Source organism: Streptomyces sp. NPDC014864, assembly GCF_043081525.1.
In the GTDB taxonomy this organism is placed as follows: domain Bacteria; phylum Actinomycetota; class Actinomycetes; order Streptomycetales; family Streptomycetaceae; genus Streptomyces.
Genome location: NZ_JBIBWT010000015.1, coordinates 162,269 through 188,006, shown reverse-complemented (window position 1 = coordinate 188,006; position 25,738 = coordinate 162,269). Strand labels below are relative to the sequence as shown.

Annotated in this window: 23 protein-coding genes; 14 read left to right on the top strand and 9 right to left on the bottom strand. The window is 71.8% G+C overall.

What is annotated here, in order from left to right:
• The first annotated feature begins 135 nt into the window (after positions 1-135).
• The 6 genes from ACF1A5_RS25665 (at position 136) to ACF1A5_RS25640 (ending at position 5,111) form a co-directional block, all read left to right on the top strand.
• Positions 136-978, top strand: a complete 843-nt coding sequence (locus ACF1A5_RS25665) for a helix-turn-helix domain-containing protein (RefSeq protein WP_392195215.1) — start codon at positions 136-138, stop codon at positions 976-978.
• Positions 979-1,078: 100 nt separating this feature from the next.
• Complete coding sequence (gene rimO, locus ACF1A5_RS25660) at positions 1,079-2,551, top strand: 30S ribosomal protein S12 methylthiotransferase RimO (protein ID WP_392195214.1); 1,473 nt, start codon at positions 1,079-1,081, stop codon at positions 2,549-2,551.
• Between the two features lie 134 nt (positions 2,552-2,685).
• Entirely contained in the window at positions 2,686-3,549 is an 864-nt protein-coding gene (gene pgsA, locus ACF1A5_RS25655; RefSeq protein WP_392195213.1) for a CDP-diacylglycerol--glycerol-3-phosphate 3-phosphatidyltransferase, read from the top strand.
• The gene (locus tag ACF1A5_RS25650; RefSeq protein ID WP_392195212.1) at positions 3,546-4,091 is read left to right on the top strand and encodes a CinA family protein; all 546 of its coding nucleotides are present in this window, start codon (positions 3,546-3,548) and stop codon (positions 4,089-4,091) included. The genes pgsA and ACF1A5_RS25650 overlap by 4 nt, the downstream gene beginning before the upstream one ends.
• 109 nt (positions 4,092-4,200) lie before the next feature.
• The gene (locus tag ACF1A5_RS25645) at positions 4,201-4,575 is read left to right on the top strand and encodes a helix-turn-helix domain-containing protein (RefSeq protein ID WP_392195211.1); all 375 of its coding nucleotides are present in this window, start codon (positions 4,201-4,203) and stop codon (positions 4,573-4,575) included.
• Positions 4,576-4,877: 302 nt separating this feature from the next.
• On the top strand, positions 4,878-5,111 hold the full coding sequence (locus ACF1A5_RS25640; protein ID WP_392195210.1) for a hypothetical protein: 234 nt from the start codon (positions 4,878-4,880) through the stop codon (positions 5,109-5,111).
• Positions 5,112-5,118: 7 nt separating this feature from the next.
• Here ACF1A5_RS25640 and ACF1A5_RS25635 read toward each other — a convergent pair whose 3' ends face one another.
• Both ACF1A5_RS25635 and ACF1A5_RS25630 read right to left on the bottom strand, forming a co-directional pair.
• The gene (locus tag ACF1A5_RS25635) at positions 5,119-5,982 is read right to left on the bottom strand and encodes an Fpg/Nei family DNA glycosylase (protein WP_392195209.1); all 864 of its coding nucleotides are present in this window, start codon (positions 5,980-5,982) and stop codon (positions 5,119-5,121) included.
• A 117-nt stretch (positions 5,983-6,099) separates the two neighbouring features.
• Positions 6,100-11,142 carry a DEAD/DEAH box helicase gene (locus tag ACF1A5_RS25630; protein WP_392195208.1) on the bottom strand — a complete coding sequence of 1,681 codons (5,043 nt, stop codon included), beginning with the start codon at positions 11,140-11,142 and terminating at the stop codon, positions 6,100-6,102.
• 123 nt (positions 11,143-11,265) lie between these two features.
• Here ACF1A5_RS25630 and ACF1A5_RS25625 point away from each other — a divergent pair, with 123 nt between their 5' ends.
• Genes ACF1A5_RS25625 through ACF1A5_RS25615 form a run of 3 tightly spaced genes read left to right on the top strand, consistent with a single transcriptional unit; the run spans position 11,266 to position 13,180 of the window.
• Positions 11,266-12,231 carry an AraC family transcriptional regulator gene (locus ACF1A5_RS25625; RefSeq protein WP_392195207.1) on the top strand — a complete coding sequence of 322 codons (966 nt, stop codon included), beginning with the start codon at positions 11,266-11,268 and terminating at the stop codon, positions 12,229-12,231.
• Positions 12,132-12,875, top strand: coding sequence for an AzlC family ABC transporter permease (locus ACF1A5_RS25620; protein ID WP_392195206.1), 744 nt, complete (start codon positions 12,132-12,134; stop codon positions 12,873-12,875). The genes ACF1A5_RS25625 and ACF1A5_RS25620 overlap by 100 nt, the downstream gene beginning before the upstream one ends.
• The gene (locus tag ACF1A5_RS25615) at positions 12,872-13,180 is read left to right on the top strand and encodes an AzlD domain-containing protein (protein ID WP_392195205.1); all 309 of its coding nucleotides are present in this window, start codon (positions 12,872-12,874) and stop codon (positions 13,178-13,180) included. Before ACF1A5_RS25620 ends, ACF1A5_RS25615 begins: the two co-directional genes overlap by 4 nt.
• A 176-nt stretch (positions 13,181-13,356) precedes the next feature.
• Here ACF1A5_RS25615 and ACF1A5_RS25610 read toward each other — a convergent pair whose 3' ends face one another.
• Positions 13,357-14,301, bottom strand: coding sequence for a prenyltransferase/squalene oxidase repeat-containing protein (locus ACF1A5_RS25610; protein WP_392195204.1), 945 nt, complete (start codon positions 14,299-14,301; stop codon positions 13,357-13,359).
• A gap of 80 nt (positions 14,302-14,381) precedes the next feature.
• On the opposite strand from ACF1A5_RS25610, the gene ACF1A5_RS25605 reads away from it, so the two are divergent.
• From ACF1A5_RS25605 to recX, 4 genes are all read left to right on the top strand, one after another.
• The gene (locus tag ACF1A5_RS25605; protein WP_392195203.1) at positions 14,382-14,576 is read left to right on the top strand and encodes a DUF3046 domain-containing protein; all 195 of its coding nucleotides are present in this window, start codon (positions 14,382-14,384) and stop codon (positions 14,574-14,576) included.
• Between the two features lie 60 nt (positions 14,577-14,636).
• Positions 14,637-15,980 (top strand): AI-2E family transporter, encoded by a 1,344-nt coding sequence (locus ACF1A5_RS25600; protein ID WP_392195202.1) that lies wholly within the window; start codon positions 14,637-14,639, stop codon positions 15,978-15,980.
• A 228-nt stretch (positions 15,981-16,208) separates the two neighbouring features.
• Complete coding sequence (gene recA, locus ACF1A5_RS25595) at positions 16,209-17,333, top strand: recombinase RecA (RefSeq protein ID WP_392195201.1); 1,125 nt, start codon at positions 16,209-16,211, stop codon at positions 17,331-17,333.
• A 3-nt stretch (positions 17,334-17,336) separates the two neighbouring features.
• Positions 17,337-18,125, top strand: coding sequence for a recombination regulator RecX (gene recX, locus ACF1A5_RS25590; protein WP_392195200.1), 789 nt, complete (start codon positions 17,337-17,339; stop codon positions 18,123-18,125).
• Between the two features lie 66 nt (positions 18,126-18,191).
• Here the strand turns inward: recX and ACF1A5_RS25585 are convergent, their stop codons facing one another.
• From ACF1A5_RS25585 to ACF1A5_RS25560, 6 genes are all read right to left on the bottom strand, one after another.
• Positions 18,192-18,644, bottom strand: coding sequence for a rhodanese-like domain-containing protein (locus ACF1A5_RS25585; RefSeq protein WP_392195199.1), 453 nt, complete (start codon positions 18,642-18,644; stop codon positions 18,192-18,194).
• A complete protein-coding gene (locus ACF1A5_RS25580) occupies positions 18,641-19,195 on the bottom strand; it encodes a cysteine dioxygenase (RefSeq protein ID WP_392195198.1) in 555 nt (184 codons plus the stop codon). Before ACF1A5_RS25580 ends, ACF1A5_RS25585 begins: the two co-directional genes overlap by 4 nt.
• Before the next feature lie 80 nt (positions 19,196-19,275).
• Positions 19,276-19,362 (bottom strand): putative leader peptide, encoded by an 87-nt coding sequence (locus ACF1A5_RS25575; protein WP_311605579.1) that lies wholly within the window; start codon positions 19,360-19,362, stop codon positions 19,276-19,278.
• A 191-nt stretch (positions 19,363-19,553) separates the two neighbouring features.
• A complete protein-coding gene (locus tag ACF1A5_RS25570; protein WP_392195197.1) occupies positions 19,554-21,155 on the bottom strand; it encodes an FAD-dependent monooxygenase in 1,602 nt (533 codons plus the stop codon).
• Between the two features lie 232 nt (positions 21,156-21,387).
• The gene (locus ACF1A5_RS25565) at positions 21,388-22,002 is read right to left on the bottom strand and encodes a response regulator transcription factor (protein ID WP_392195196.1); all 615 of its coding nucleotides are present in this window, start codon (positions 22,000-22,002) and stop codon (positions 21,388-21,390) included.
• A 1,895-nt stretch (positions 22,003-23,897) separates the two neighbouring features.
• Positions 23,898-24,767: a transposase family protein gene (locus ACF1A5_RS25560; RefSeq protein WP_392195227.1), complete on the bottom strand. Its 870-nt coding sequence runs from the start codon at positions 24,765-24,767 to the stop codon at positions 23,898-23,900.
• Positions 24,768-24,934: 167 nt separating this feature from the next.
• Between ACF1A5_RS25560 and ACF1A5_RS25555 the strand changes: the two genes are divergently transcribed.
• The gene (locus ACF1A5_RS25555; protein ID WP_392195195.1) at positions 24,935-25,705 is read left to right on the top strand and encodes a transposase family protein; all 771 of its coding nucleotides are present in this window, start codon (positions 24,935-24,937) and stop codon (positions 25,703-25,705) included.
• Positions 25,706-25,738 lie beyond the last annotated feature (33 nt).

Sequence of the window (25,738 nt, the reverse complement as noted above, 5' to 3'; positions counted from 1 at the left end):
CCGGATCTGTCCCACCATCGGATTGTCCGGCCATTCCGATGGCGTACAAAGTCGTACCGCCGGGTCGCTCCACCTTTCGCACCCCCCTAGACTGAACCTCCAGCACAGGCGGCTACACGCTCGAAAGGCGCCCCCGTGTCCATCGGCAACTCCCCTGAAGACGAGCGTCCGTTCGAAGACGTTTCCGAGGAAGACCGCCCCTCCATCGGCCAGGCCCTGCGGCAGGCTCGTATCGCCGCCGGGCTGACCGTCGACGACGTCAGCAGCGCCACGCGGGTCCGCATCGCCATCGTGCACGCCATCGAGGCCGACAACTTCGCCCCCTGCGGCGGAGACGTCTACGCGCGCGGGCACATCCGGACCCTGGCGAAGGCCGTGCACCTCGACCCCGCCCCGCTGCTCGCGCGGTACGGCACCCAGCACGGCGGGAGCCCCGCCCCCACCCCGGCCGCCCCCCTGTTCGAGGCGGAACGCATCCGCCCGGAGCGGCGCGGCCCGAACTGGACCGCGGCCATGGTCGCCGCGATCGTCGCCGTGGTCGGCTTCGTGGGCTTCACCGCCTTCACGGGCGGCGACTCCGGCGACGGCGCCGGGACCCAGGTCGCCGAGGGATCCACACCGACGCCCGGCAAGCCGGCCTCGCCCACGCCCAAGAGCAGCAAGCCCGCCGACCAGAAGCCCGAGCCCTCCGACAGCGCCATCGCGGCCGCCCCGCAGGACAAGGTCACCGTCAAGGTCAGCGCCACGGGCGGACGCAGCTGGATCTCCGCCAAGGACCACAACGGCCGGATGCTCTTCGACGGGCTGCTCAAGAAGGGCGACTCCAAGACCTTCCAGGACAACTCCGAGATCAACCTCATCCTCGGTGACGCCGGAGCGATCCAGCTCTTCGTCAACGGCAAGAAGATCGAGGACCAGTTCCAGCCGGGCGCCGTGGAACGCCTCACATACACCAAGGGCGACCCGCAGGTCGGATAGGCCCGCGAGGGGTCCAAGGGGTGCGCTTGTGACGGGGTTGGCCAAGATCGGCCAACCCCGTCGACGTGGGGTGTCAGCGGGACGAAGTAGTCTTGAGCCCATGCCTGAACGCCGTACCGTCGCACTCGTCACTCTCGGCTGCGCCCGTAACGAGGTGGACTCGGAGGAGCTCGCAGGCCGTTTGGAGGCGGACGGCTGGCAGCTCGTGGAGGACGCCGCGGAAGCGGACGTCGCCGTGGTCAACACCTGTGGTTTCGTGGAAGCCGCCAAGAAGGACTCCGTCGACGCCCTCCTGGAGGCCAACGACCTCAAGGGCCAGGGCAGAACGCAGGCGGTGGTCGCGGTCGGCTGCATGGCCGAGCGCTACGGCAAGGAGCTCGCCGAGGCCCTTCCCGAGGCCGACGGCGTGCTCGGCTTCGACGACTACACGAACATCTCCGACCGCCTGCAGACCATCCTGTCCGGCGGCATCCACGCCGCGCACACCCCGCGGGACCGCCGCAGGCTGCTGCCGATCAGCCCGGCCGAGCGGCACTCCGCGACCGACGTCGCCCTGCCCGGGCACGGCGCCCCCGCGGACCTCCCGGAGGGGCTCGCCCCGGAGTCGGGCCCCCGCGCCCCCCTGCGCCGCCGCCTGGACGGCGCCCCGGTCGCCTCGGTGAAGCTCGCCTCCGGCTGCGACCGGCGCTGCTCCTTCTGCGCCATCCCGTCCTTCCGCGGCTCCTTCATCTCCCGCCGCCCGAGCGACGTGCTCAACGAGACGCGGTGGCTGGCCGAGCAGGGCGTCAAGGAGGTCATGCTGGTCTCCGAGAACAACACCTCCTACGGCAAGGACCTGGGCGACATCCGCCTGCTGGAGTCCCTGCTGCCCGAGCTCGCCGAGGTCGACGGCATCGAGCGTGTCCGCGTCAGCTACCTCCAGCCCGCCGAGATGCGGCCCGGTCTGATCGACGTGCTGACCTCCACCCCGAAGGTCGCCCCCTACTTCGACCTGTCCTTCCAGCACTCCGCGCCCGGCGTGCTGCGGGCCATGCGCCGCTTCGGCGACACCGACCGCTTCCTGGAACTGCTCGACACCATCCGCGCCAAGGCCCCCGAGGCCGGCGTGCGCTCCAACTTCATCGTCGGCTTCCCCGGCGAGACGGAGGCCGACTTCGCCGAGCTGGAGCGCTTCCTGAACGGCGCGCGCCTGGACGCCATCGGCGTCTTCGGCTACTCCGACGAGGAGGGCACCGAGGCCGCCGGCTACGACAACAAGCTCGACGAGGACGTCGTCGCCGAGCGGCTCGCCCACCTCTCACGGCTCGCGGAGGAGCTCGTCTCGCAGCGCGCCGAGGAGCGCGTCGGCGAGACGGTGCGCGTGCTCGTCGAGTCGGTCGACACCGAGGAGGGCGTGTACGGCCGTGCGGCGCACCAGGCGCCGGAGACCGACGGCCAGGTGCTGCTCACGAGCGGCCGGGGCCTGGACGTCGGCCGTATCGTCGAGGCGAAGGTGGTCGGTACGGAAGGCGTCGACCTGGTTGCGGAGCCGCTCCAGGGCTCGCTCGCGTGGAGTGAGGAGGCGGGCAGATGACGGGAGTCCCGGCATCCGCGGCAGGCGGCTCCTCCGGAGGGCGGGGGGCGGTCTCGGGCCGTGCCGACGCGGGTGGGGCTTCCGGTCGTCTTGGTTCCGGCGCCTTGTCCGGCGGTCCGGTGGGTGTTCCCGCGATGGCGGCTGGTTCCGGTGCGTCCGGGGGCGTCGGGGACGCGCCGGGGGGGTCCGGTGCTTCCGGAGGTGCCGGAGGTGACGGAGGGCCCGGTGTTTCCGGTGTGCCCGGAGTTCCCGGCGCGTCCGGTGGTGTTGCTGGTAACTCGCGTGGTGCCGGTTCCGCTTCCGGTGGCGGTGCCGGTGCGGCCGGTGCCGCCGACGTCGACTCCGGTGCCGGTGAGGAGGGTGGTGTCCGGCCGCTGCGCGGCGGGAAGATCGCGGCCGCCGCGGTCAACCAGGCCAGCGTGTGGAACGTCGCCAATCTGCTGACGATGCTGCGACTGCTGCTGGTCCCCGGCTTCGTCGCCCTGATGCTCGCCGGCGGCGGGTACGACCCGGCCTGGCGCTCGCTCGCCTGGGCGGCCTTCGCGGTCGCCATGATCACCGACCTGTTCGACGGGCACCTGGCACGGACCTACAACCTCGTCACCGACTTCGGGAAGATCGCCGATCCCATCGCCGACAAGGCGATCATGGGGGCTGCGCTGATCTGCCTCTCCGGCCTGGGCGATCTGCCGTGGTGGGTGACCGCCGTGATCCTCGGCCGGGAACTCGGGGTCACCCTCCTGCGTTTCCTCGTCATCCGCTACGGCGTCATCCCCGCGAGCCGGGGCGGCAAGCTGAAGACCCTCACGCAGGGCGTGGCCGTCGGGATGTACGTGCTGGCGCTGACGGGGTGGCTGGCCACTCTGAGGTTCTGGGTGATGGCCGTGGCGGTCGTCCTGACCGTGGTGACCGGTCTCGACTACGTGCGACAGGCCGTGGTGCTGCGCAGGCGGGGAATCGCCGAGCGCCGGGCGGCGTTGGAGGAGTCGGAAGCGTGAGTTCCCCGGCCACCGAAGTGGTGAGACTACTCACGGTGAGGGGCGAGACGATCGCCGTCGCCGAGTCGCTGACCGGTGGCCTGGTCGCTGCGGAGATCACCACGGTGCCCGGGGCGTCCAAGGTCTTCCGGGGCTCGGTGACGGCCTACGCCACCGAGCTCAAGCACGAGCTGCTCGGCGTCGACGCCACCCTGCTGGCCGAGCGGGGAGCAGTGGATCCGCAGGTCGCGACCCAGATGGCGGCCGGAGTGCGCAAGGCGCTGGGGGCCGACTGGGGCATCGCGACCACCGGAGTGGCCGGCCCCGAACCCCAGGACGGGCAACCCGTCGGGACGGTCTTCGTGGCCGTGGACGGGCCCTCGAAGGCGGAAAAAGGCGCCCTTCACGGCGGGAAAACGGCCTCGCTGCGGTTGAACGGCAGCCGGGCGGAAATTCGTATGGAGAGTGTACGGAGCGTACTCGCGCTGCTTCTCCAGCGGCTCGCGAGCGAACAGACCGGGAATGAGCGGGCACAGGATACGGAACGGAACGGGGGGTTTTGATGTTTGCAGCCCTGAGTGAACACGACATCGCTCCCCGCACGGCCGCGGCGCGAGGCGGTACGGTGGGGCGTGAAGGATGCGGCTACGCGGTCCGAGGAGGGAGCCACCGATGATTCTGCTCCGTCGCCTGCTGGGTGACGTGCTGCGTCGGCAGCGCCAGCGCCAGGGCCGTACTCTGCGCGAAGTCTCCTCGTCCGCCCGAGTCTCACTCGGCTATCTCTCCGAGGTGGAGCGGGGGCAGAAGGAGGCTTCCTCCGAGCTGCTCTCCGCCATCTGCGACGCGCTGGACGTACGGATGTCCGAACTCATGCGGGAAGTGAGCGACGAGCTCGCCCTCGCCGAGCTGGCCCAGTCTGCCGCGGCCACCGAGACCGTACCCACGCCGGTTCGTCCGATGCTGGGTTCCGTGTCGGTGACCGGTGTGCCGCCGGAACGCGTGACCATCAAGGCGCCCGCCGAAGCGGTGGACGTGGTCGCCGCGTGACCTGCCACACACCCGCGTGCGCGCACTGACGCACGTGCACTGACGCACACGTCTTGAGGCCCCGGCCGGGGTTTCTCCGGGAAGACCCGGAGGGACGCCGCCCGGGGTCTTCGCATGTCCGCGGAGCTACGGCGCCGCCCTCGCCGTGCCCGTTTGCCGGTGGGGTGAGGTGCGGTCATGGTGGAGGGCGGGCTTCGTTCGGGTGACCGGCGCGGGAAGGGACGGACGCGCCCTCTGTGCGACTCGCTGCGCCCTCCTACGGGAGGGGGCCGCGTTCTAGCGTCGGGCTGGAGGTGGGTGCGATGACGGGGCCGATAGTGCGCCGGGGGGCCGGTCTGGCGATGGCGCTGGTGTGGTGGTGGGCGGTACTGCGGCTGGCGCTGGCGGACGACGCGGGGGTCCTGGAGGGGGCGGTCGCGGCCGGTGGCTGGGGCCTGAGCCTGCTGCCGGTGCACTGCGTACCGAAGCCCGGGGCGACCGGGACCGTGGGTTCGGGTCCGCCCGACACCCGGCCGAAACCGTACGAATGGTTCTGACGGGCCGTCAATCCGGCTTGCGACTGGTGGGACTTGTACGGGCGTAGCGTTCCCGCCAGCGCTGGGGGGAACCCGGTGCCGGGGCGGGGCCCACCTGACAGCTGGGGCACCAGTACGTGGGCCGCTCCTGGGAGCCGTCGCCCTGGTCGGCCACCCGGACCGACGTCCGGCAGCGCAGGCAGGGGCGGGGCGCGCGGCCGTACACGAACAGGTCCTGGTGGGGAAGGCCCGTGGTCCGGCGGACCACCCGCTCGCGGTTGACCTCCAGCAGCTTCTTGGCGAGGGCGGGCAGCTTCGCGGCGCGGTCGGCGGGCAGTGCCCCGACGGAGAGCCAGGGGGTGACACCGAGCAGGAAGCAGAGCTCGCTCTTGTACACGTTGCCGATGCCGGCGAGGTTGCGCTGGTCGAGCAGCGCCTCGCCGAGCTGGCGGGCAGGGTCGGCGAGGAGATTGGCCAGGGCCCGCTCGGGGTCCCAGTCCGGCCCGAGCAGGTCGGGGCCCAGATGGCCGACGGCGCGTTCCTCGGCGCTGGTGTGCAGGAACTCCAGGACCGGGAGCCGGTATCCGACGGCCGTGCGGTCGGCGGTGCCGAGGACGACCCGGATCTGGTGGGCAGGGCCTCCCCGCCAGCGTTCGCCGGGGCCGTACACCTTCCAGGCGCCTTCCATCCGCAGATGCGAGTGCAGCGTCACGCCGCCCTCGACGCGGGTGAGCAGGTGCTTGCCGCGCGCGACGGTGTTCAGGACGGTCCGGCCGGTGAGGTCGACCGTGGCGTACTTCGGCACCCGCAGGTCGCTGCGGGTCAGCACCTTGCCTCCCAGGGCGTCCTGCAGGCGTCGCGCGGCCTGCCAGACCGTGTCACCTTCGGGCATGTGTCCAGGGTGCCACGGCGGCTGCGCCCCGTGTGCCTCGTACGTCCCGTGGGCCCCGTCCGCCGCCTGTGTCCTGAAAGGACGGGTACATCCCGGTCCCGGGCGGGACTGTCCTGTTCACGCCCGCAGCCGCAGGCCGCGCGGGGTGGCGATGAAGCCCGCTCCTTCCAGGAGGGTGCCGATGGGGGAGGTCAGCGCAGGGGTACCGTTGACGCGCTCGACGGTGACCGTGCCGAGGGAGCCCGCGCGAGCCGCCGCGGCGAGGGCCCCGGCGGCTGCCCGCAGGCGCGGGTCCTCGGTGGCCTTCTCCTCCGGGTCGGTGGGCCAGGCCAGCAGCGTCTTGCCGCCCCGCTCCATGTAGAGGGTCAGCTCGCCGTCGACGAGGACCACCAGGGACCCCGCCTTGCGGCCCGGCTTGTGCCCCGCGCCGGTCGGCGGTTCGGGCCAGGGAAGGGCGGCGCCGTAGGCGTTCGCGGGGTCGGAGGCGGCGAGGACGACGGCCCGGGATTCGGCGGAGGGGGTTCGGGATCCGCGGCTCCCGAAGCCGTTGCCGTAGCCGGGCCGGGTGCCGGACTCGTGGCCGTTGCCGGTGCCGTAGCCGGTGCCGTAGGGGCCGCTGCCTCTCGGGCCGCCGCCGCGGGGGCCGCCCGCGCCCGGGTCCGCGAAGTCGTGTGGCGACACGTAGTCGCCGGGCCGAGGGAGCGCGGGGGGTCCCCAGTCGCCGTCGAGGCCCGCTCCGCCGTCCCAGGGGTCGGCCTGTGGGGCGGGGTTCTCGGACGGGGGCGAGCCGCCGAAGCCGTCAGGGGCCCCGGGGCCGTCCGGGGAGCCGGTGCCGTGAGCGGCGCCGAAGTTGTCGAGTGCGCCGAAGCCGCCGTTCCCGAAGCCGGCGGCCGGCGAACCCTCGCCCCGCTCGCGGGCGTTGGCCACCGCGCGCAGGCGGTCGACCGCACCGTCCATCGCGAACTGGGCGGCCCCCAGGCCCTCCACCACATAGCCCCGCCGGGCCTGTCCGCTGTCCTCGAAGGCGGACAGGATCCGGTACACGGCCGAGAACCCGCCCTCGACGCCCTCGGCCGCCACGGCTCCCCGGGTGACCACACCGTGCCGGTCGAGGAGCGTGCGCGCCAGGGCGTGGGCGCGCACGGTGGCGTCGGCCTCCCGGTCGGGCAGCAGGGACCAGCGGCCGGCGACGGTCGGCGGGCCGGTGCGCGACGCGGCGCGGGCGGCGGCCGTGAGCGAGCCGTACCGCCCGCGCGGGACGGCGCGCTTGGCGCGGTGGGCCGTGGACCCCGCGGTGCGGCCCGAGCCCAGCAGGGAGCGCATCGGGGCGAGCGTGTCGTTGGTGAGGCGGCCGGACCAGGCCAGGTCCCAGAGGGCGTCGGCCAGTTGCGGATCGGTGGCTTCGGGGTGCGTGGTGGCGCGGACCTGGTCGGCGATCTGACGGAAGAACAGGCCGTAGCCACCGGAGAGGGTGTCGAGGACGGACTGGTGCAGCGCGGTCAGCTCCAGTGGGTGCGGTGGCGGCAGGAGCAGCGGGGCCGCGTCCGCCAGATACAGCGAGACCCAGCCGTCCTTGCCGGGCAGCGCGCCCACGCCCGCCCACACCACCTCGCCGGCGGCGGTGAGTTCGTCGAGCATCGAGGGGGTGTATCCCGCGACGCGGGAGGGCAGCACCAGCTTCTCCAGCGCGGAGGCGGGTACGGACGCGCCCTGCAACTGCTCCACGGCGCGCACCAGTCCGTCGATGCCGCGCAGTCCGTGTCCCTTGCCGACGTGCTGCCACTGCGGCAGGAACTGGGCGAGCGCGGCCGGCGGCACCGGTTCGAGTTCGTGCCGCAGTGCGGCCAGTGACCGGCGGCGCAGCCTGCGCAGGACGGCCGCGTCGCACCACTCCTGCCCGATCCCCGCCGGGTGGAACTCCCCTTGCACCACACGGCCGCCGGCCGCGAGCCGCTGCAGCGCGCCGTCCGTGACCGCCACGCCCAGGCCGAAGCGGGCCGCCGCTGTGGCCGACGTGAACGGGCCGTGTGTGCGGGCGTGGCGCGCGAGCAGGTCGCCCAGGGGGTCCTTGACGGGTTCGGTGAACGCCTCCGGGACCCCCACCGGCAGCGCCGTGCCGAGGGCGTCGCGCAGCCGGCCCGCGTCCTCGATCGCCGCCCAGTGGTCGGCCCCGGCGATCCGCACCCGGATGACCCGGCGGGCGGAGGCCAGCTCTTGAGCCCAGTGCGGCTCGGCGCCGCGCTCGGCCAGCTCGGCGTCGGTGAGCGGACCGAGCAGCCGCAGCACGTCCGCGACGCCTTCGACGTCCTTGACGCGGCGGTCCTCCGTCAGCCACTGCAGCTCGCGCTCCAGCTCGGTCAGCACCTCGGCGTCCAGCAGTTCCCGCAGCTCCGCCTGGCCGAGCAGCTCGGCCAGCAGGCGCGAGTCCAGGGACAGCGCGGCGGCGCGGCGCTCGGCCAGCGGGGAGTCGCCCTCGTACAGGAACTGGGCGACATAGCCGAAGAGCAGGGAGCGCGCGAAGGGCGACGGCTCGGGGGTGGTGACCTCGACCAGGCGCACCTTGCGGGACTCGAGGTCGCCCATCAGCTCCACGAGACCCGGAACGTCGAAGACGTCCTGAAGACACTCGCGGACGGCCTCCAGGACGATCGGGAACGAACCGAACTCGCTCGCCACCTGCAGCAGCTGGGCCGCGCGCTGCCGCTGCTGCCACAGCGGTGTGCGCTTGCCGGGGTTGCGGCGCGGCAGCAGCAGGGCGCGCGCTGCGCACTCGCGGAAGCGGGACGCGAACAGGGCCGAGCCGCCGACCTGGTCGGTGACGATCTGGTCGACGTCGCCCTTGTCGAAGGCGACGTCCGCCGCACCCACCGGCGCCCGGTCGGCGTCGCCCGCCCCGCCGAAGGGGGCGCCCGCCTTCGCCGGGTCCTGGTCCAGCAGGTCCAGGCCCATCAGGTCGGCGTCGGGCAGGCGCAGCACGATGCCGTCGTCGGCGTGCATGACCTGCGCGTCCATGCCGTACCGCTCCGACAGGCGGGCGCCGAGCGCCAGCGCCCACGGGGCGTGCACCTGCGCGCCGAACGGGGAGTGGACGACCACTCGCCAGTCGCCGAGTTCGTCGCGGAAGCGCTCCACGACGATCGTCCGGTCGTCCGGGACGTGACCGCACGCCTCGCGCTGCTCGTCCAGGTACGTCAGCACATTGTCCGCGGCCCAGGCGTCGAGGCCGGCCGCCAGCAGGCGCAGCCGGCCGTCCTCCTTCGACAGCGCGCCGACCTCGCGCAGGAACGCGCCCACCGCGCGCCCCAGTTCCAGCGGCCGGCCCAGCTGGTCGCCCTTCCAGAACGGGAGCCGGCCCGGCACGCCCGGCGCGGGGGAGACCAGGACACGGTCGCGGGTGATGTCCTCGATGCGCCAGGAGCTCGTACCGAGGGTGAAGACGTCGCCGACCCGGGACTCGTAGACCATCTCCTCGTCCAGCTCGCCGACCCGGCCCCCGCCCTTCTTGGGGTCCGAGCCGGCGAGGAAGACCCCGAAGAGGCCGCGGTCGGGGATCGTGCCCCCGGAGGTGACGGCGAGGCGCTGCGCGCCGGGGCGGCCGGTGACCGTGCCCGCCACCCGGTCCCACACCACGCGCGGGCGCAGCTCCGCGAACGCGTCCGAGGGGTAGCGGCCCGCGAGCATGTCGAGGACCGCCGTGAACGCCGACTCCGGCAGCGAGGCGAACGGCGCGGCCCGGCGGACGGCGGCGAGCAGGTCGTCGACCTGCCAGGTGTCCATCGCCGTCATCGCGACGACCTGCTGGGCGAGGACGTCCAGCGGGTTGGCGGGCACCCGCAGGGCCTCGATGGCGCCGGAACGCATCCGTTCGGTGACGACCGCCGCCTGGACGAGGTCGCCGCGGTACTTCGGGAAGACCACGCCGGTGGAGACCGCGCCGACCTGGTGTCCCGCGCGACCGACGCGCTGCAGGCCGGAGGCGACCGACGGCGGGGACTCGACCTGGACGACGAGGTCCACGGCGCCCATGTCGATGCCCAGTTCCAGGCTGGAGGTGGCGACCACGGCGGGGAGCCGGCCCGCCTTGAGGTCCTCCTCCACCAGGGCGCGCTGCTCCTTGGAGACCGAGCCGTGGTGGGCGCGCGCGATGACCGCCGGCGCGCCGTGCGCCGCGCCGGAGCCGCCCATCAGTTCGGCCGGGGAGTGGTGCTCGTCCAGGGACTCGCCCGTCATCCGCTCGTACGCGATCTCGTTGAGCCGGTTGCACAGGCGCTCGGCGAGCCGGCGGGAGTTGGCGAACACGATCGTCGAGCGGTGGGCCTGGACCAGGTCGGTGATCCGCTCCTCGACGTGCGGCCAGATGGAGGGACGCTCCGCGCCGTCGTTTCCGTCGGCGACCGGGGAGCCGCCGAGCTCGCCCAGGTCCTCGACCGGGACGACGACCGAGAGGTCGAACTCCTTGCCGGACTCCGGCTGGACGATCTCCACCTTGCGGCGGGGCGAGAGGTAGCGGGCGATCTCGTCGACCGGGCGGACCGTCGCGGACAGGCCGATGCGGCGGGCCGGCCGGGGCAGCAGCTCGTCCAGCCGCTCCAGTGACAGCGCGAGATGCGCGCCGCGCTTGGTGCCCGCCACCGCGTGCACCTCGTCCAGGATCACCGTCTCGATGCCGGTCAGCGCGTCGCGTGTGGCCGAGGTGAGCATCAGGAAGAGCGATTCGGGGGTGGTGATCAGGATGTCCGGCGGGCGCGTGGACAGCGCACGACGCTCGGCGGCCGGGGTGTCGCCGGAGCGGATGCCGACCTTCACCTCGGGCTCGGGCAGGCCGAGGCGGACTGACTCCTGGCGGATGCCGGTGAGGGGGCTGCGGAGATTGCGCTCGACGTCGACGGCGAGGGCCTTCAGCGGCGAGACGTACAGAACCCGGCAGCGCTTCTTCGGGTCGGCCGGGGGCGGGGTGGAGGCGAGCTGGTCGAGGGCGGCGAGAAAGGCGGCCAGCGTCTTGCCGGATCCCGTCGGGGCGACCACCAGCACGTCCGAGCCCTCCGCGATGGCCTGCCACGCGCCCGACTGGGCGGCGGTGGGCGCGGAGAAGGCCCCCGTGAACCAGCCGCGGGTCGCGGGGGAGAAGCCGTCGAGGGCTGGGTGTGCTGAGCTGGACATGCATCAATCCTGCACCCGGCCACTGACAATCCCCTCTGAGCTGCGGCTTTGTCACGCCCGGTGGCGGAGCGTCGGAGCGGCGGGGTGGTCGGTTCCCCGTCCGGCGTGACGGAAGATGGACGCATGCAAGGGTCTGGCGAGGAGCGGGCGCGGCACTGGAGCTACGAGGAGCTGCCCGGTGTCGATCTGCTGCGGGCCCGGTACGTCAGGAAGGCGTTCGTACGGCACACGCACGAGCACTTCGTGATCGCCGCCATCGCCGAGGGTGTCGAGGTGTTCCACCACCGCGGGGCCGACCAGTACGCGGGGGCGGGATCGCTCGCGCTGGTCAATCCGGACACCCCGCACACGGGGCGGGCGGGCGTGCCGGAGGGGTGGCGGTACGGGGCGGTGTATCCGGCGCCGGAGCTGGTGGCCGAGATCGCGGGTGAGACCACGGGGATCCGCGGGACGCCCGGCTTCGTGAGCCCGGTGCTCGACGATCCGTACGCCGCCCGACTGGTCCATCAGGTGCTGCGGGCCGCGGACGAGGGGAACGCGCTGGCGGCCGACACGCTGCTGCGAGTGGCCGTGACCCGGCTGCTGCGGTTGAACGGCGGGACGCTGCCGCGGCGGGAGGTGCGGACGGCCGGCACGCGGCTCGCGGCACGTGCGCGTGCCGTGCTGGAGGAGCGGATGGCCGGGCCGCCCACCCTGGAGCGGCTGGCGGGCGACCTGGGGACCAGCCCGTTCGCACTGCTGCGGGCGTTCCGGGACGCGTACGGGATGCCGCCGCACGCCTGGCTGACCGACGCCCGGGTGCGGCGGGCCCGACGGCTGCTCGACGCGGGCACGGCCCCGGCGGAGGCCGCCGTCGTCGTGGGGTTCACCGACCAGGCGCACCTCAGCCGGCACTTCTCCCGCATCGTGGGCGTGCCTCCGGGGGCCTACCGGCGTGAGCGCAAGAACGTACAAGACGCGCGGCAGCGGCTTCTCCTACCGTCGCAGGCGTGGCAGAACAGACAGCACTCGCAGACATACGCTCCGACGACGGAGACAAACCGGACGCGGCCGTCGTACGGGACGCCCTCGGAGTCGGAATCGCCGTAGGCCTGTCCGGGTTCGCCTTCGGGGTGACCTCGGCGGGCAGCGGACTCACGCTGCTCCAGACCTGTGCGCTCAGCCTGCTGGTGTTCACCGGTGCCTCCCAGTTCGCGCTCGTGGGGGCGCTCGCGGCCGGGGGCAATCCCTTCACGGCGGCCGCGGGCGCCTTCTTCCTCGGGGTGCGCAACGCCTTCTACGGGCTGCGCCTGTCCCAGGTGCTGGCCCTCCCGCGCGCGCTGCGCCCGCTGGCCGCCCAGTGGGTCATCGACGAGACCACCGCGGTGGCCCTCGCCCAGCCCACCCGGCGCGCCGCGCGGCTCGGCTTCACCGTCACCGGGACCACCCTGTACCTGCTGTGGAACCTCACCACACTGCTCGGCGCGCTGGGCGCCAAGGCCATCGGCGACACCGCGGCGTGGGGTCTCGACGCGGCCGGCCCCGCCGTGTTCCTGGCGCTGCTCGCGCCCATGCTGAGGAGCACCACCGAGCGGGCCGTCGCCGCTCTCGCCGTGCTGGTCGGGCTCGGGCTGCTGCCCGTGCTGCCCGCCGGGGTGCCCGTCCTGCTGGCCGCGCTCGCGGCACCGGCCGTGCTCTGGCTGGACGGCCGGCGCGTGGGCGCATGCGCCGGCGGACGGGAGGGGAAGCGTTGAACGCCTGGATCGCGATCGCCGCGACCGTCCTCGGCTGCTACGCCGTCAAGCTCGCCGGGCTGCTCGTGCCGGCGGGAGCGCTGGAGCGCCCGCTCGTGAAGCGGCTCGCCGCGCTGCTGCCGGTCGCCCTCCTCGCCGCTCTCACCGCCCAGCAGACCTTCGCCGACGGGCACGCGCTCGTCCTCGACGCGCGGGCGGCCGGCCTCGCGGCCGCCGCGGTGGCGCTGCTGCTGCGTGCGCCGTTCCTGCTCGTCGTCGCGGCGGCCGTGGTGGTGACGGCGGGAATGCGGGCCGTGGGCGGATGACCTGAGCCGCGGGCGGAGGACGTGAGCCGCGGGCGGAGGACGTGAGCCGCGGGCGGAGGACGTGAGCCGCGGGCGGAGGACGTGAGCCGCGGGTGGAGGACGTGAGCCGCGGGTGGGCCGGCGGCAGGGTGGCGTGCGGCACGCCCGCGCGTGCGTGCCGCAGGGACAGTTCCGCCTCAGCCGATGGCCCGGCCGTACGCCCGAAGGGTGCGCAGTGCCTCGATCGTCACCATGGGGCGCGCCTCCAGGGCGACGCCGGGAGCCCACTGGCGCCAGGTGATCGGCCAGCCGCCGTCCTCCCGCTGCCGGCTCGCCAGGAAGTCCAGCGAACGGTTCATCTCGTCGTCCGTGAACCACGCGCGCGCGAGGGAGCCGGGGGTCCTCGCGTAGTCGTACGGGAAGTGGTGCTCCTCCGGGGCGTAGCCGGGCGAGACCGGGAAGGCCTCCAGGTGCTCCGGGTCCAGCGCCGCGAGCCGGTGGTCGCGGACCAGGCGGCCGAGCCGGTCGGCGGCCGCCTCCGCGCGCGTCCGGTCGGCAGCGGCGTCCAGGAAGGTGACGGCCGCCTCGATCTCGTAGGGGTGGGACCTCTCCAGGGACTCGATCCGCTGCCAGCAGTAGTCGGTCGCCCGGAACAGCCAGGCGTGCCACACCTCGTTGCGGTGCAGCAGTCCCACCACGGGACCGGTGGCGAGGAGGTCGCTCGGCGGGTCGTCCACGATCGGCACGAAGGGAGCCGCCGGATAGCCGCGCTGGCTGGGGTGGACGGCGGGCAGGGCACCGTCCGGCGTGGAGACGGACGTCAGGTACCGGCAGACGCGTTCCACCCGCTGTCCGCCGCAGCGCCCGATGGAGTCCAGGACGTGCAGCGCGTGAGCGGTGTGCAGCGGCTGGCTGACCGGGCCGCGCAGATCGGGCTCCAGCGCGTGGCCGAAGCCGCCGTCCTCGTTGCGGTAGGCGTCCAGCGCGGTCTCCACCGGGTCGGCGGCGCCGTTCAGGAAGTGGTGCGCGAACAGCCGCTGCTCCAGCACGCGCGCGGTGAGCCAGACGAAGTGTTCGGCGCGGAAGAGCGGGGAGGACGCCGGGGGCGTCGGGGGGAGTGGGGAGGCTCCGGTTTCGGGCATGAGTCAGACCGTAGGGCGGAAAGCGGTCTCGGCACGCGGTCCCGGCTCGGGCCCACCCCCGGGGGCGGGATACTGGACTCATGCGGTTGACGGTCTTCTGGGAGCGGATGGCGGAGCACTTCGGCACGGGGTACGCCGACACCTTCGCGCGCGATCATGTGATGTCCGAACTCGGCGGCCGCACGGTGCACGAGGCGCTGGACGCGGGCTGGGAGGCCAAGGACGTGTGGCGCGTGGTCTGCCGGGTCATGAACGTTCCGCCGGAGAGGCGCTGACCGGGACCGGGCCCCGCACGACCGGCGCTGGTTGTCGGTGGCGTGGGCGAGACTTGCACCGTGGCACCCACTGACGACACCGGGCGGATCTCCCGGCACGCATCCCCGGTCGACCCGACGCCGCCTGCCCGGCCCCCGGCCGAGGGTGCCGCCGGGGCGGGCACCCGGATGCCGCGCTGGCTGCCGCGCGCCATGGTGCTCGCGCTCGCGCTGGTCGCCGCGTTCCAGCTGGGCAGCTGGGCCTTCCACCAGGTGACGGGCCTGCTGATCAACATTCTCATCGCGTTCTTCCTGGCCCTCGCCATAGAGCCGGCGGTGAGCCGCATGGCCGCCCACGGCATGCGCCGGGGCCTCGCGACCTTCCTGGTGTTCCTGGGCCTGCTGATCGCGGTGGCGGGCTTCGTCACCCTGCTCGGCTCGATGCTCGCCGGGCAGATCATCAAGATGGTCGAGGGCTTCCCCGAGTACCTCGACTCGGTGATCAACTGGGTCAACACGACCTTCCACACCGAACTCCGGCGCGTGGACGTCCAGGAAGGCCTGCTGCACTCCGACTGGCTGCGCAAGTACGCGCAGAACAGCGCCGCGGGCGTGCTCGACGTGTCCGCCCAGGTGCTCGGCGGCCTGTTCCAGATGCTGACCGTCGGCCTGTTCTCCTTCTACTTCGCCGCCGACGGGCCCCGCCTGCGCCGCGCCCTCTGCTCCGTCCTGCCGCCCGTCCGGCAGGCCGAGGTGCTGCGCGCGTGGGAGATAGCCGTCGACAAGACCGGTGGCTACCTGTACTCGCGCGGTCTGATGGCGCTGATCTCGGGGATCGCCCACTACATCCTGCTGCAGGCGCTGGGCGTGCCCTACGCGCCCGTGCTCGGTGTCTGGGTGGGCCTGGTGTCCCAGTTCATCCCGACCATCGGCACCTACCTCGCGGGCGCCCTGCCCATGCTGATCGCCTTCACGGTCGCCCCGTGGTACGCGCTGTGGGTGCTGGTCTTCGTCGTGATCTACCAGCAGTTCGAGAACTACGTGCTCCAGCCCAAGCTGACCTCGAAGACCGTCGACATCCACCCCGCGGTCGCCTTCGGGTCGGTGATCGCGGGCACCGCGCTCCTCGGTGCCGTCGGCGCCCTGATCGCCATTCCCGCGGTCGCCACCCTGCAGGCCTTCCTCGGGGCCTACGTGAAGCGGTACGACGTCACGGACGACCCCCGGGTCCACGGTCATCGCGGACGGGGCCCGACTCGGGGCCTGTTCATGCGGGCGCGCGGGCTGTGGGCGCGGCGGCCGGAGGAGCCGCGGGCCGGGGCGGAGGGCGCCCGGGTCGTGGCGCAGGCCGGGGCCGCGGACGCACCGGCGGCGGGAGAGTCCGAGCACGGGCCGTCCGGGGAGCGGCCGGGGACGGGGCAGTAGACGGCCCGTTCGCCCGGGGCGTCGCATCCCGTGGTGCGCTTGACACGAAAATCGAACATCTATTCTTATGGAGGCTCCGGCGCGGTCGACAGGGGGGATTTCGCCCCGTTGAGGGGGAGAAGTTCCCGAGTTATCCACAGGCCGGACGGGCGTCGGGGCGCATTGTCAGTGGCAGGCGTTAGCGTCTTTGACGTGAAGCGATCGACTCAAGCAAACCGGGTGGAACCCATGGCAGGAACCGACCGCGAGAAGGCGCTCGACGCCGCGCTCGCACAGATTGAACGGCAATTCGGCAAGGGCGCGGTCATGCGCATGGGCGAGCGGTCGAAGGAGCCCATCGAGGTCATCCCCACCGGGTCGACCGCGCTCGACGTGGCGCTCGGCGTCGGCGGCCTGCCGCGCGGCCGCGTGGTGGAGATCTACGGACCGGAGTCCTCCGGTAAGACCACCCTCACCCTGCACGCCGTGGCCAACGCCCAGAAGGCCGGCGGGCAGGTCGCCTTCGTGGACGCGGAGCACGCCCTCGACCCCGAGTACGCGAAGAAGCTCGGCGTCGACATCGACAACTTGATCCTCTCCCAGCCGGACAACGGCGAGCAGGCCCTGGAGATCGTGGACATGCTGGTCCGCTCCGGCGCCCTCGACCTCATCGTCATCGACTCCGTCGCCGCGCTCGTCCCGCGCGCGGAGATCGAGGGCGAGATGGGCGACAGCCACGTCGGTCTGCAGGCCCGTCTGATGAGCCAGGCCCTGCGGAAGATCACCAGCGCGCTCAACCAGTCCAAGACCACGGCCATCTTCATCAACCAGCTCCGCGAGAAGATCGGCGTGATGTTCGGCTCCCCGGAGACCACGACCGGTGGCCGGGCGCTGAAGTTCTACGCCTCGGTGCGCATCGACATCCGCCGCATCGAGACCCTGAAGGACGGCACGGAGGCGGTCGGCAACCGCACCCGCTGCAAGGTCGTCAAGAACAAGGTCGCGCCGCCCTTCAAGCAGGCCGAGTTCGACATCCTCTACGGCCAGGGCATCAGCCGCGAGGGCGGTCTGATCGACATGGGCGTGGAGCACGGCTTCGTCCGCAAGGCCGGCGCCTGGTACACGTACGAGGGCGACCAGCTCGGCCAGGGCAAGGAGAACGCGCGCAACTTCCTGAAGGACAACCCCGACCTGGCCAACGAGATCGAGAAGAAGATCAAGGAGAAGCTGGGCGTCGGCGTCCGTCCGGAGGAGCCGACCGCCGAGCCGGGCACGGACGCCGCGGTCTCCGCCGGCGCCGGGGACGCCCCGAAGGCGGTGCCCGCGTCGGCGACCAAGACCACCAAGCCCAAGGCCGCCGCAGCCAAGAGCTGACCCGTGACACGACGAACGGACTGGGCCGAGTACGAGTACGCCGTTCCCGGTGCCCCACGGGGGAGGGGCACCGGTGACGACACCGGCTCCGTCACGGACGGCGCGATGGACGGTCTCGGCGCGCACGGGGGTGCCGAGACCGGATCACGCGCGGGCGGCTCGCGCGCAGGTGGCTCACGTGACGGTGGGTCGCAGCGGGGCCGTGGGCGTCGTCGGCGTGGGTTCGGCGAGACGTCCGCCGAGGACGGAGGCGCCTTCTCCTCATCGAGGGCCGAGCAGGAGGAGTCTCCGGGGGACCCGGTGGAGCGGGCGCGCGCGATCTGCCTGCGCCTGCTCACCGGGACCCCGCGCACCCGCAAGCAGCTCGCCGACGCCCTGCGCAAGCGGGAGATCCCGGACGACGCTGCGGAGGAGGTGCTGTCTCGGTTCGAGGAGGTCGGGCTGATCAACGACGGCGCGTTCGCGGACGCATGGGTGGAGTCCCGGCACCACGGACGGGGACTGGCCCGGCGGGCCCTCGCGCAGGAGCTGCGCACCAAGGGCGTCGACGCGGCGCTGATCGACGAGGCCGTCAACCAGCTCGACACCGAGCAGGAGGAGGCCACCGCGCGCGAACTCGTCGACCGCAAACTGCGCGCCACGCGCGGCCTCGACCGTGACAAACGCCTGCGCCGTCTCGCCGGCATGCTCGCCCGCAAGGGCTACTCCGAGGGCATGGCCCTGCGGGTGGTCCGCCGGGCCCTGGAGGAAGAGGGCGAGGACCCGGAGTTCCTGGGGGACGAGGGCTACTGACGGGTGCTGAGAAGGCACCTCACGGCTCTCCCCCGTACCCCGGTGTCCAGCGGTGTGCGGCGGCTGTCAGGTCGCACCGGGCCGTCGCGGACCGGTCCGTGCCTGGGCGTCGTGAACCGGTGGCGGTGTCACGGGCAGCCCGGCCGCCCGCCACGCCTGGAAACCACCCACGAGGTCGGTCGCCCGGTGCAGACCCAGCTGGTGCAGGGACGCGGCGGCCAGGCTCGACGCGTAGCCCTCGTTGCAGATGACGACGATGCGCAGGCCGTGGCCGGTGGCCTCGGGCACGCGGTGGCTGCCCCGGGGGTCGAGTCGCCACTCCAGCTCGTTGCGTTCGACGACGAGGGCGCCGGGGATCAGGCCGTCCCTGTCGCGCAGCGCCGCGTAGCGGATGTCCACCAGGAGGGCCTCGCCGGCCCGGTGGGCCCAGTGCGCCTCCCGCGGTTCGATCCGGTGGTAACCCTGGCGCACCCGCTCCAGCAGTTCGTCGATGCCGACCGGCGGCCGACCCGCGCTCACTGCCAGTCCTCCGGTCGCTCGACCTGCTCGAGGCGCAGTACCTGCCCGGTGCGGCTGTAGCGGCGGATCCGGGGCAGCGGCGGGTGGTAGGCGTGCACCGAGACGGCGTGCCGGTCGGGGGACTCGTTGACTACCTCGTGGACATGGTGACGGCCGAAGGAGCGGCCCCGGCCCGCCGGGAGGCGCCGCTCGCGGTCCACGCCGTCGGTGAGCTCCAGGGTCTTCCAGCCGTCGGTGGGCAGCGGGGCGGCGAGCGAGTTCTCCTTCAGCTCGCCGGAGGCGGTGACGAAGGCGCCGACCGACACGGCGTGGTCGTGCCAGCCGGTGCCACTGCCGGGCGGCCAGCCGATCAGCCACGCCTCGCTGCCCCCGGGGCCCTCCAGGCGCACCCAGGTGCGGCCTTCCGGGTCGAGCGGGAGCGAGGCGATCAGCTCGGAGTCGGCGGCGGTGCGCCGGACGAAGTCGAGGAGGTCCGCCTGTGTGGGCGCCGGCGCGGCGGGCGCGGTCACGGGAACGGACGTGGAGGGGGAGGGCGAGAGGGAGACAGACACGTACACCGTCCTGGAAATGCGTCGAGAAGGGCGCGCGGCGGCAGGGAGCGGCGTGGCGCCCGAGGAGGGGAAATGCGCATTCAGCAGGACGGACGACACACGCAGCCCGCGTAGCGGACGAGGTCCATGTGGACCCTCCGCCACAGGCGCACATCGGTGTCGGTCATGATCCGGAGTACACCACGGGGGTGCGAAACGGTCAACCGACCGTCACCATGCGGACGCGGCGGCGCGCCGGGCACCCGCAGGCCGGCGCCTGCGCGGGACCGCGCCCGCCCACCAGCCTGCGACCCCGCGCCCTGCGTCCCGCGCTCGGCGCGTCCCCGCCGCCGGCGTCAGCGAGCCGACCCACCGATGCTCAGCGCGCCCCCGCCTCAGCCCGTGCCGTCGACGGGAGGGGGCCGCCGAGTGTCGCCTCCGCCGCCGAGTACAGGTCGGCCGGCCGTACCCCGCTCAGCGCGGTGACGAGGTGCCCGTCGGGCCGTACGAGGAGCACGGTGTGGGCGGCGGCGCCCGGGTAGCTCTCGGCGACGAGCAGTTCGGCCGGTCGGGGCAGCGCGGTCACCGCGGCCGCCAGCCGGGGCATGAGACCGGCGCTCACCCAGTGCCGGCGCTCCCACACGACGGTGCCCGGCGCGACCAGCACCACCAGCAGCGCGCCGCGGCCGAGCCGGTCCCGCAGCGGTACGAGGGAGCCGTCCTCCGCGGTGACCGGTACGTCGGCGACCTGCGCACCGACCGGCGTCTCGACCGGGATCTCGCTCTCGGCGGGCGGGGGCGCGAGCGGCGAGTCGGCGTACGTGCCCGGCGCGCCCAGCGGCCCGCGCCCCAGATGGGCGTCCAGGAAGAGGGCGTCGTGCCCGCGGGACGTCCCGGGGACGTACGAGCGCAGCCCGCCGCCCCCGCGCAGCAGGGGCAGGGCCTGGTCCGCGGCGCGCAGCCGGGCGGCGACGGCGGCCCGTCGCTCCGCCTGGTAGCTGTCCAACAGGGCCTCGTGCGGCCCGTGGTGCCAGCCGAGCGAGAGCTTCCAGGCGAGGTTGTCGGCGTCCCTGAGTCCCTCGTCGAGGCCCTGTGTGCCGAACGCGCCGAGCAGGTGCGCCGCGTCGCCGGCGAGGAAGACCCGCCCGGCGCGCCAGCGGCGGGCCAGCCGGTGGTGGACCGTGTGGACGCCGGTGTCCAGCAGCTCGTACGTCGGTGTGGGGTCGCCGGTCCAGCCGGTGAGGGTCTCGCGGACGCGAGTGATGAGCAGTTCCGGTGTGACCAGGTCCTTGCCGGGCGGCAGCAGCCAGTCCAGGCGCCAGGTCCCGCCGGGAAGCGGGCGCGCGGAGACCTCCCCGGCCGAAGGGCCGGTGGTCCGCCAGGGCGGCAGCCGGTGGAGGAACGCTTCGCCCGGCCGGGGGAGTTCCGCGCGCAACGCGGCGACGGCGTGCCGCTCGACGGCCGTACGGCCGGGGAAGCGGATGTCCTCCAGCTTGCGCACGGTCGACCGCGGACCGTCGCAGCCCACCAGGTAACTGCCGCGCCACCATGTGCCCTTGGGGCCGCGGGTGTGTGCGGTCACGCCCGACGGCTCCTGCTCGATCGCGTCGAGGCGGCTGTCCACGGCGAGTTCGACCAGTGGTTCGTCGGCGATGGCGGCGCGCAGGGCGCCGGTCAGGACGTGCTGGGCGAGGTGCAGGGGAGCGGACCCGGCGTCGTCGAAGGCGACCTCGCGCATCACCTGCTTGCGCCGCATCGACCGCCAGCCGGCCCAGCGCAGTCCCGCGTCGCCGAGCGGGACCCGCGCGAGGCGCTCCACCAGGGCGGCCGTGTCGGCGCGCAGCACCACGGTGCGCGCGGCGCGCGCCGCGTCCCTGCCCGGCCCCTCGTCCAGGACGACGGACGGCACCTCCTGACGCGCCAGCGCCAGCGCCAGCGTGAGCCCGACGGGCCCCGCCCCGACGACGATCACCGGATCCACGACGCAGCGCCCCCTGCCCGTGTCGGTGTCCCGAGGGCCGCGAGCGAACAGGTTGGTGAAGCAGGGTGCACGATCACAGAACGTATGCAACAGATTGCCGTTGTCTGCGTCAAGCGATGCCGACTGTGCCATGGCCGGGCGTCACCTCGGCCGGTGACCGTTCCCTCCTTACCCGCGCTGATTCGGCTGGTGCTCGTGAGTTCCCTGGGTGGTGCCGATGCGTGACCAGTCGTCAGGCGGGCATGGCGACGACTCCGGCCTGCCACGCGATTCGGGCCGCGTGGATGCGATTGCCGGCTTGAAGCTTGACGCACAGTGTGCGTACGTGGTCCTTCACCGTTTCCGGGCTGATGTGGAGTGCCTCGCCGATGGCCCGGTTCGGGAGGCCGTTGCTGAGGAGTGCCAGGACCTCGCGCTCCCGTGCGCTCAGGTTGGCCACGCGCTCCCGCGCCCCGTGGGACGAGCGAACCGGCGTGGGGCAGCCCTGGATGATCGCGTCCGCGATCTCGGGGGAGAGCGCACGGCTGCCCTCGGTGACGGCGGTGAGTGCCCAGGTCAGATGTTGGGGGGCGGAACGGTGGAGCAGGACGCCGGCCGCGCCCCGGGCGAGGAGGATACGAACGTCCTTGTCCGTGATGCGCTCCGCGATCACCAGAATGGCGGGTGACGCCGGAAGCCGGGAAACGGTCTCCACCAGCGGGAGAGAGTCCCTGCCACACGCGTCACCGCTGATCAGAAGGTCCGGGCGGGTCGTCTTCACCAGCGTCGCCGCCTGCGCGCGCTTCCCTTCGGCGACGACGCTTGCCAGCAGCTTCCGGTACGGATCCGGAGCCAGGTCCTGCAACATCCCCCGTAGTCCTGCGCGGCACAGCGATCTGTCATCGGTGATTCCCACCGGTGGCATGCGATCCCCGTGTGGTTCTGTCCGTACGCGACGATACCTGCGACATCGCTCCCGTCCGGTCACGACGAGAGCACTAGCCGCGTGAAAGATCGAGGCTAAAAAAGCTCAGCGTTGCGGGATAAGGATGGCTGCGGCAATCGACGTGATTCGATTTCAGGCTGACGCGGGACCTGCAGAAAATTCGCCGGAACTTCAGCGCGTTACATCTCGTTCGACGTTTACCCGAGGCTGGGCCCATGCACGGTTGCCCTGCACTGAATCAGGACGAATAACGAAGAGCGCGCCCTCGCGCAGGCCGCTTGGCAGACAACAAGAAGATCTCCGGGCCGATATTATGGCGACTTGAAACGCCCCGCTGGCACGATAATATCGTGTGTTGCGGACCTCGGCCGCCATCGCCCTAGCCACCCGGCCAGCAGTCGTGAAAAAGTCGAGTAAACCTTCTGTCCACTGTATCGGCAGAGCGAACGAGGGATGTGGCGTCCCATTCGGGAAGCCCGATGGGACGCCACATTGGCCAGACCGGCTCGCAGGTGGTCATCGTTCCGGACGCTGCGAGCGATTCAGTTTACCTGGTGGCCCTAGTCCAGATGCCAGCCTCCTTGTACACGCTAAATGCCGGGCAGAAGACTAAGGATTCTCCGCTGGTTTTCCAGACTGTCGCATCGCGAGTGAAGGCACTTCCGCCATCCAGGGGAAGGCATATAACATTCGCCTTGTAGCTGCCGCCGTTGCTGTGATCGCAAGAGGCGCGCGCGCCGTTGCTGCCCTGGGGCGCCCTCCCGTAGGAGCATCCTGTGGGATGGGCTGTGGGGGCCGCAGTGGCCGTGCCTTGGAGTCCGAGGGTTGCCATGGCGATGGTGGCGAACAGTGTCGCGCATACCTTCTTCACTGCCGTTGATCCTTTCTGGATCGATCAGTCCGCTATCGGACTCGAGTCTCGATGCCCGGGGTAATTGGCTTGGTGATTCCGTTGCAGTACGCGTAGGACCATCCTGTCTTCCTCCACGCGCCATAATAGTCATACGTCTTTCCGGTCTCCGGGTCCTTGCAGATGACCGCAGCTCGGTAGGAGCCGCCGTTATCGCTGGTACAATGCGCGACCGCCCCAAATTTGGCGTCGGGAATTTCGTAGTGACAACCTGTAGGATGCGCCATGACGCTGGTATCGGAAGCTGATGCGGTTGTCCCGGCACCGAGCGAGAAGAGACCGGCCAGCAGCACTCCAAGTGCCGGGGCAGTGACAGTTCGCCGAAGGCGAGTATTATTCAGCAACTTTTTCACCTATTTCCTTTGCGGTGGTGAACGCTTGAAGGTTATTCGGCAGGATCACAGGGGGCGCGGTAAACATACGCACCACAGGTCCTGTTGTGCGCAGGAAGCACTTCCGCTCCGGCGCGGTCATGACAGTTCCATACCGCGCAAAGTCACGCAAGGGGGAGAGTGATTATTTGAGGGTTGCTTGAGCATCATCCCCAAAAGAACATAGAGACAGGCGAAGCGTGACACGGTCGCCTTCAAAATGAAAGGTTTAATTCCGGTTCCGTCAGGTCGAAATTCGCAAGAAGTATTTCGGCCGCATGACGGCCGGAACTCGAGAGAAGTAATTTCGGCCGCACGACGGCCGAAATGCGTCGCACGTCTACTGTCACGCTCGGTCCGATGGCAATCCGGCACCCGGTCAACCCATGGACATCCCGTACGTTTTCACACGAGGACACCCGCATGACGGCGACGATGCGCCTGCTGCGATCGAGCAGGCTCGCGCTCAGCGCCGCCGCTTACGAGCTCGTGCACGGTAGGCGGAGAGGCGTCGAGGGTGGCGTGGAGCTTGGTGCTCACATCTGCCGAGCCGACGTCAGGTCCGCGGTCTGCTGGTGGGACAGCAGGCTGGCGACGGCTTGGACGATGTCGCTCATGTGCTCGCGGCGGCCGAGATGGCGAGCCAGGGCACGCCAGTTCTTCATGTGCGCAATGCCGTGCTCGACCCGGATGCGTCGTGAGGAGTGCGCGTTGCGCTGTCGCTCGTGCATCTCCTCGTACCAGTCCGGGGCGTTCTTCTTGAACTTGCGGTGCGGAGGTGTGACCACACGTCCGCCTGTCTGGGCACCCAGGCCCTGGTAGCCGGCATCGGCGAGGATCTCCACGGCGGGACCGTCGGCCAGGAGCTTGACCAGCCCTAACTGGCGGGCGTGGGTGATGTCCGCGCAGCTTCCAGGCCTGGTCGGGCTGCAGAACAGCATCCGGCCGTCCCCGTCGGTGAGCACCATGGCCTTGACGGCGTTCTGCTTGCTCTTGCCAGAGATGAACTTGTCCCGGTCCTTGCGTCCGACGGCCGGCCGCCGGACCCGGATCTCGGTGCCGTCGATGATCCCGGTCGTCCCGCTGGTACCGAGATAGTCGACGACCTCGGTCAGAGTCTGCAGTCGCACGCCGGGACTCACAGTGCATCCTCGCTCGGCGAGCAGCGGTCGTACCTCGCCGATGGCGCGGGTGATGGTGGAGCGGTCCACGTTGAACCAGCAGGCCAGCACGTCGTGCGTGGCCCCGTGTCGCAGATGCACGAGGGTGGCCAGGAGCCGGTCGACGAAGACCAGCCGGTGCTTCGCCCCCGCAACCAGAGCGCGCTTCCGCGGTCTCGAGGCAAGCCTCGCCTGGTGCCGCTCATGCCACAACGGCCCCAACTCAGCTACGAGTTCAGCGATCACATCGGCCGACAGGCCCGTGATCCTCCGGTCGCTGATGATCGCTGCACGAGACGCATTCCGAACCACACGACCATGATCGGCGATCCGGAGCTCGACGCCTCTCCGCCTACCGTGCACGAGCTCGTAAAGGGTGTTGCACAAGGCCGTGAGCTGGGCATCTCCTAGGTATGGCCGCGGTGTTACGTGCTGAGCGGGTGTGGGTGGAGACGTTCACGGGGCTGCGGATGACGCAGTTTTCGGGTCTGTTGAAGGTGGTGCGGGAGCGGGGCGGCAACGGCACCCTGCAAGGGCGACCGTGGGCCTTACCGCTGGCCGAGCGGGTCCTGATGGTCGCGGTGTACTACCGAACGAACCTGACCATGCGGCAGCTGGGCCCGCTGTTCGGCGTCTCGTCCTCCACGGTGTGCCGTGTCATCCAGCGGCTGGGACCGTTGCTCGCGCTGGAGCCCGTCTCCCGCCCCTCTGACGCCCCGGAGCGGATGTGGATCGTGGACGGCACCCTCATCCCGGTCCGCGACCGTGGCGTCGGTGCCTCTTCCCGCAACTACCGGTTCTCGGCGAAGGTGCAGGTCATCGTGGATGCCGTTACCCGCCTCGTGGTGGCAGCAGCCCGGCCAGTGCCCGGCAACACCGCCAATGCCAGGGCTTGGCGGGACTCCGGTCTGGCCGAGCACTGCCACGGTGTGACGGTGCTCGGCGACGGCGCTTATATCAACACGGGTCTGGTCGTCCCGCATCGCAAACGGCCGGGACGAGCGCTGATGAAGGGCGAGGAAGAGGACAACGCTGCCCACCGCAAGGTCCGCGCACGCGTCGAGCACGTCTTCTCCCGCATGAAGAACTACAAGATCCTCCGCGACTGCCGGCAGCGCGGCGACGGTCTCCACCACGCTGTCCAGGCCGTGGCCCGCATGCGCAACCTTGCCCTCGCCGCATGACCACCAAGCCCAGCCTCACGCTTCAGGCTGCTT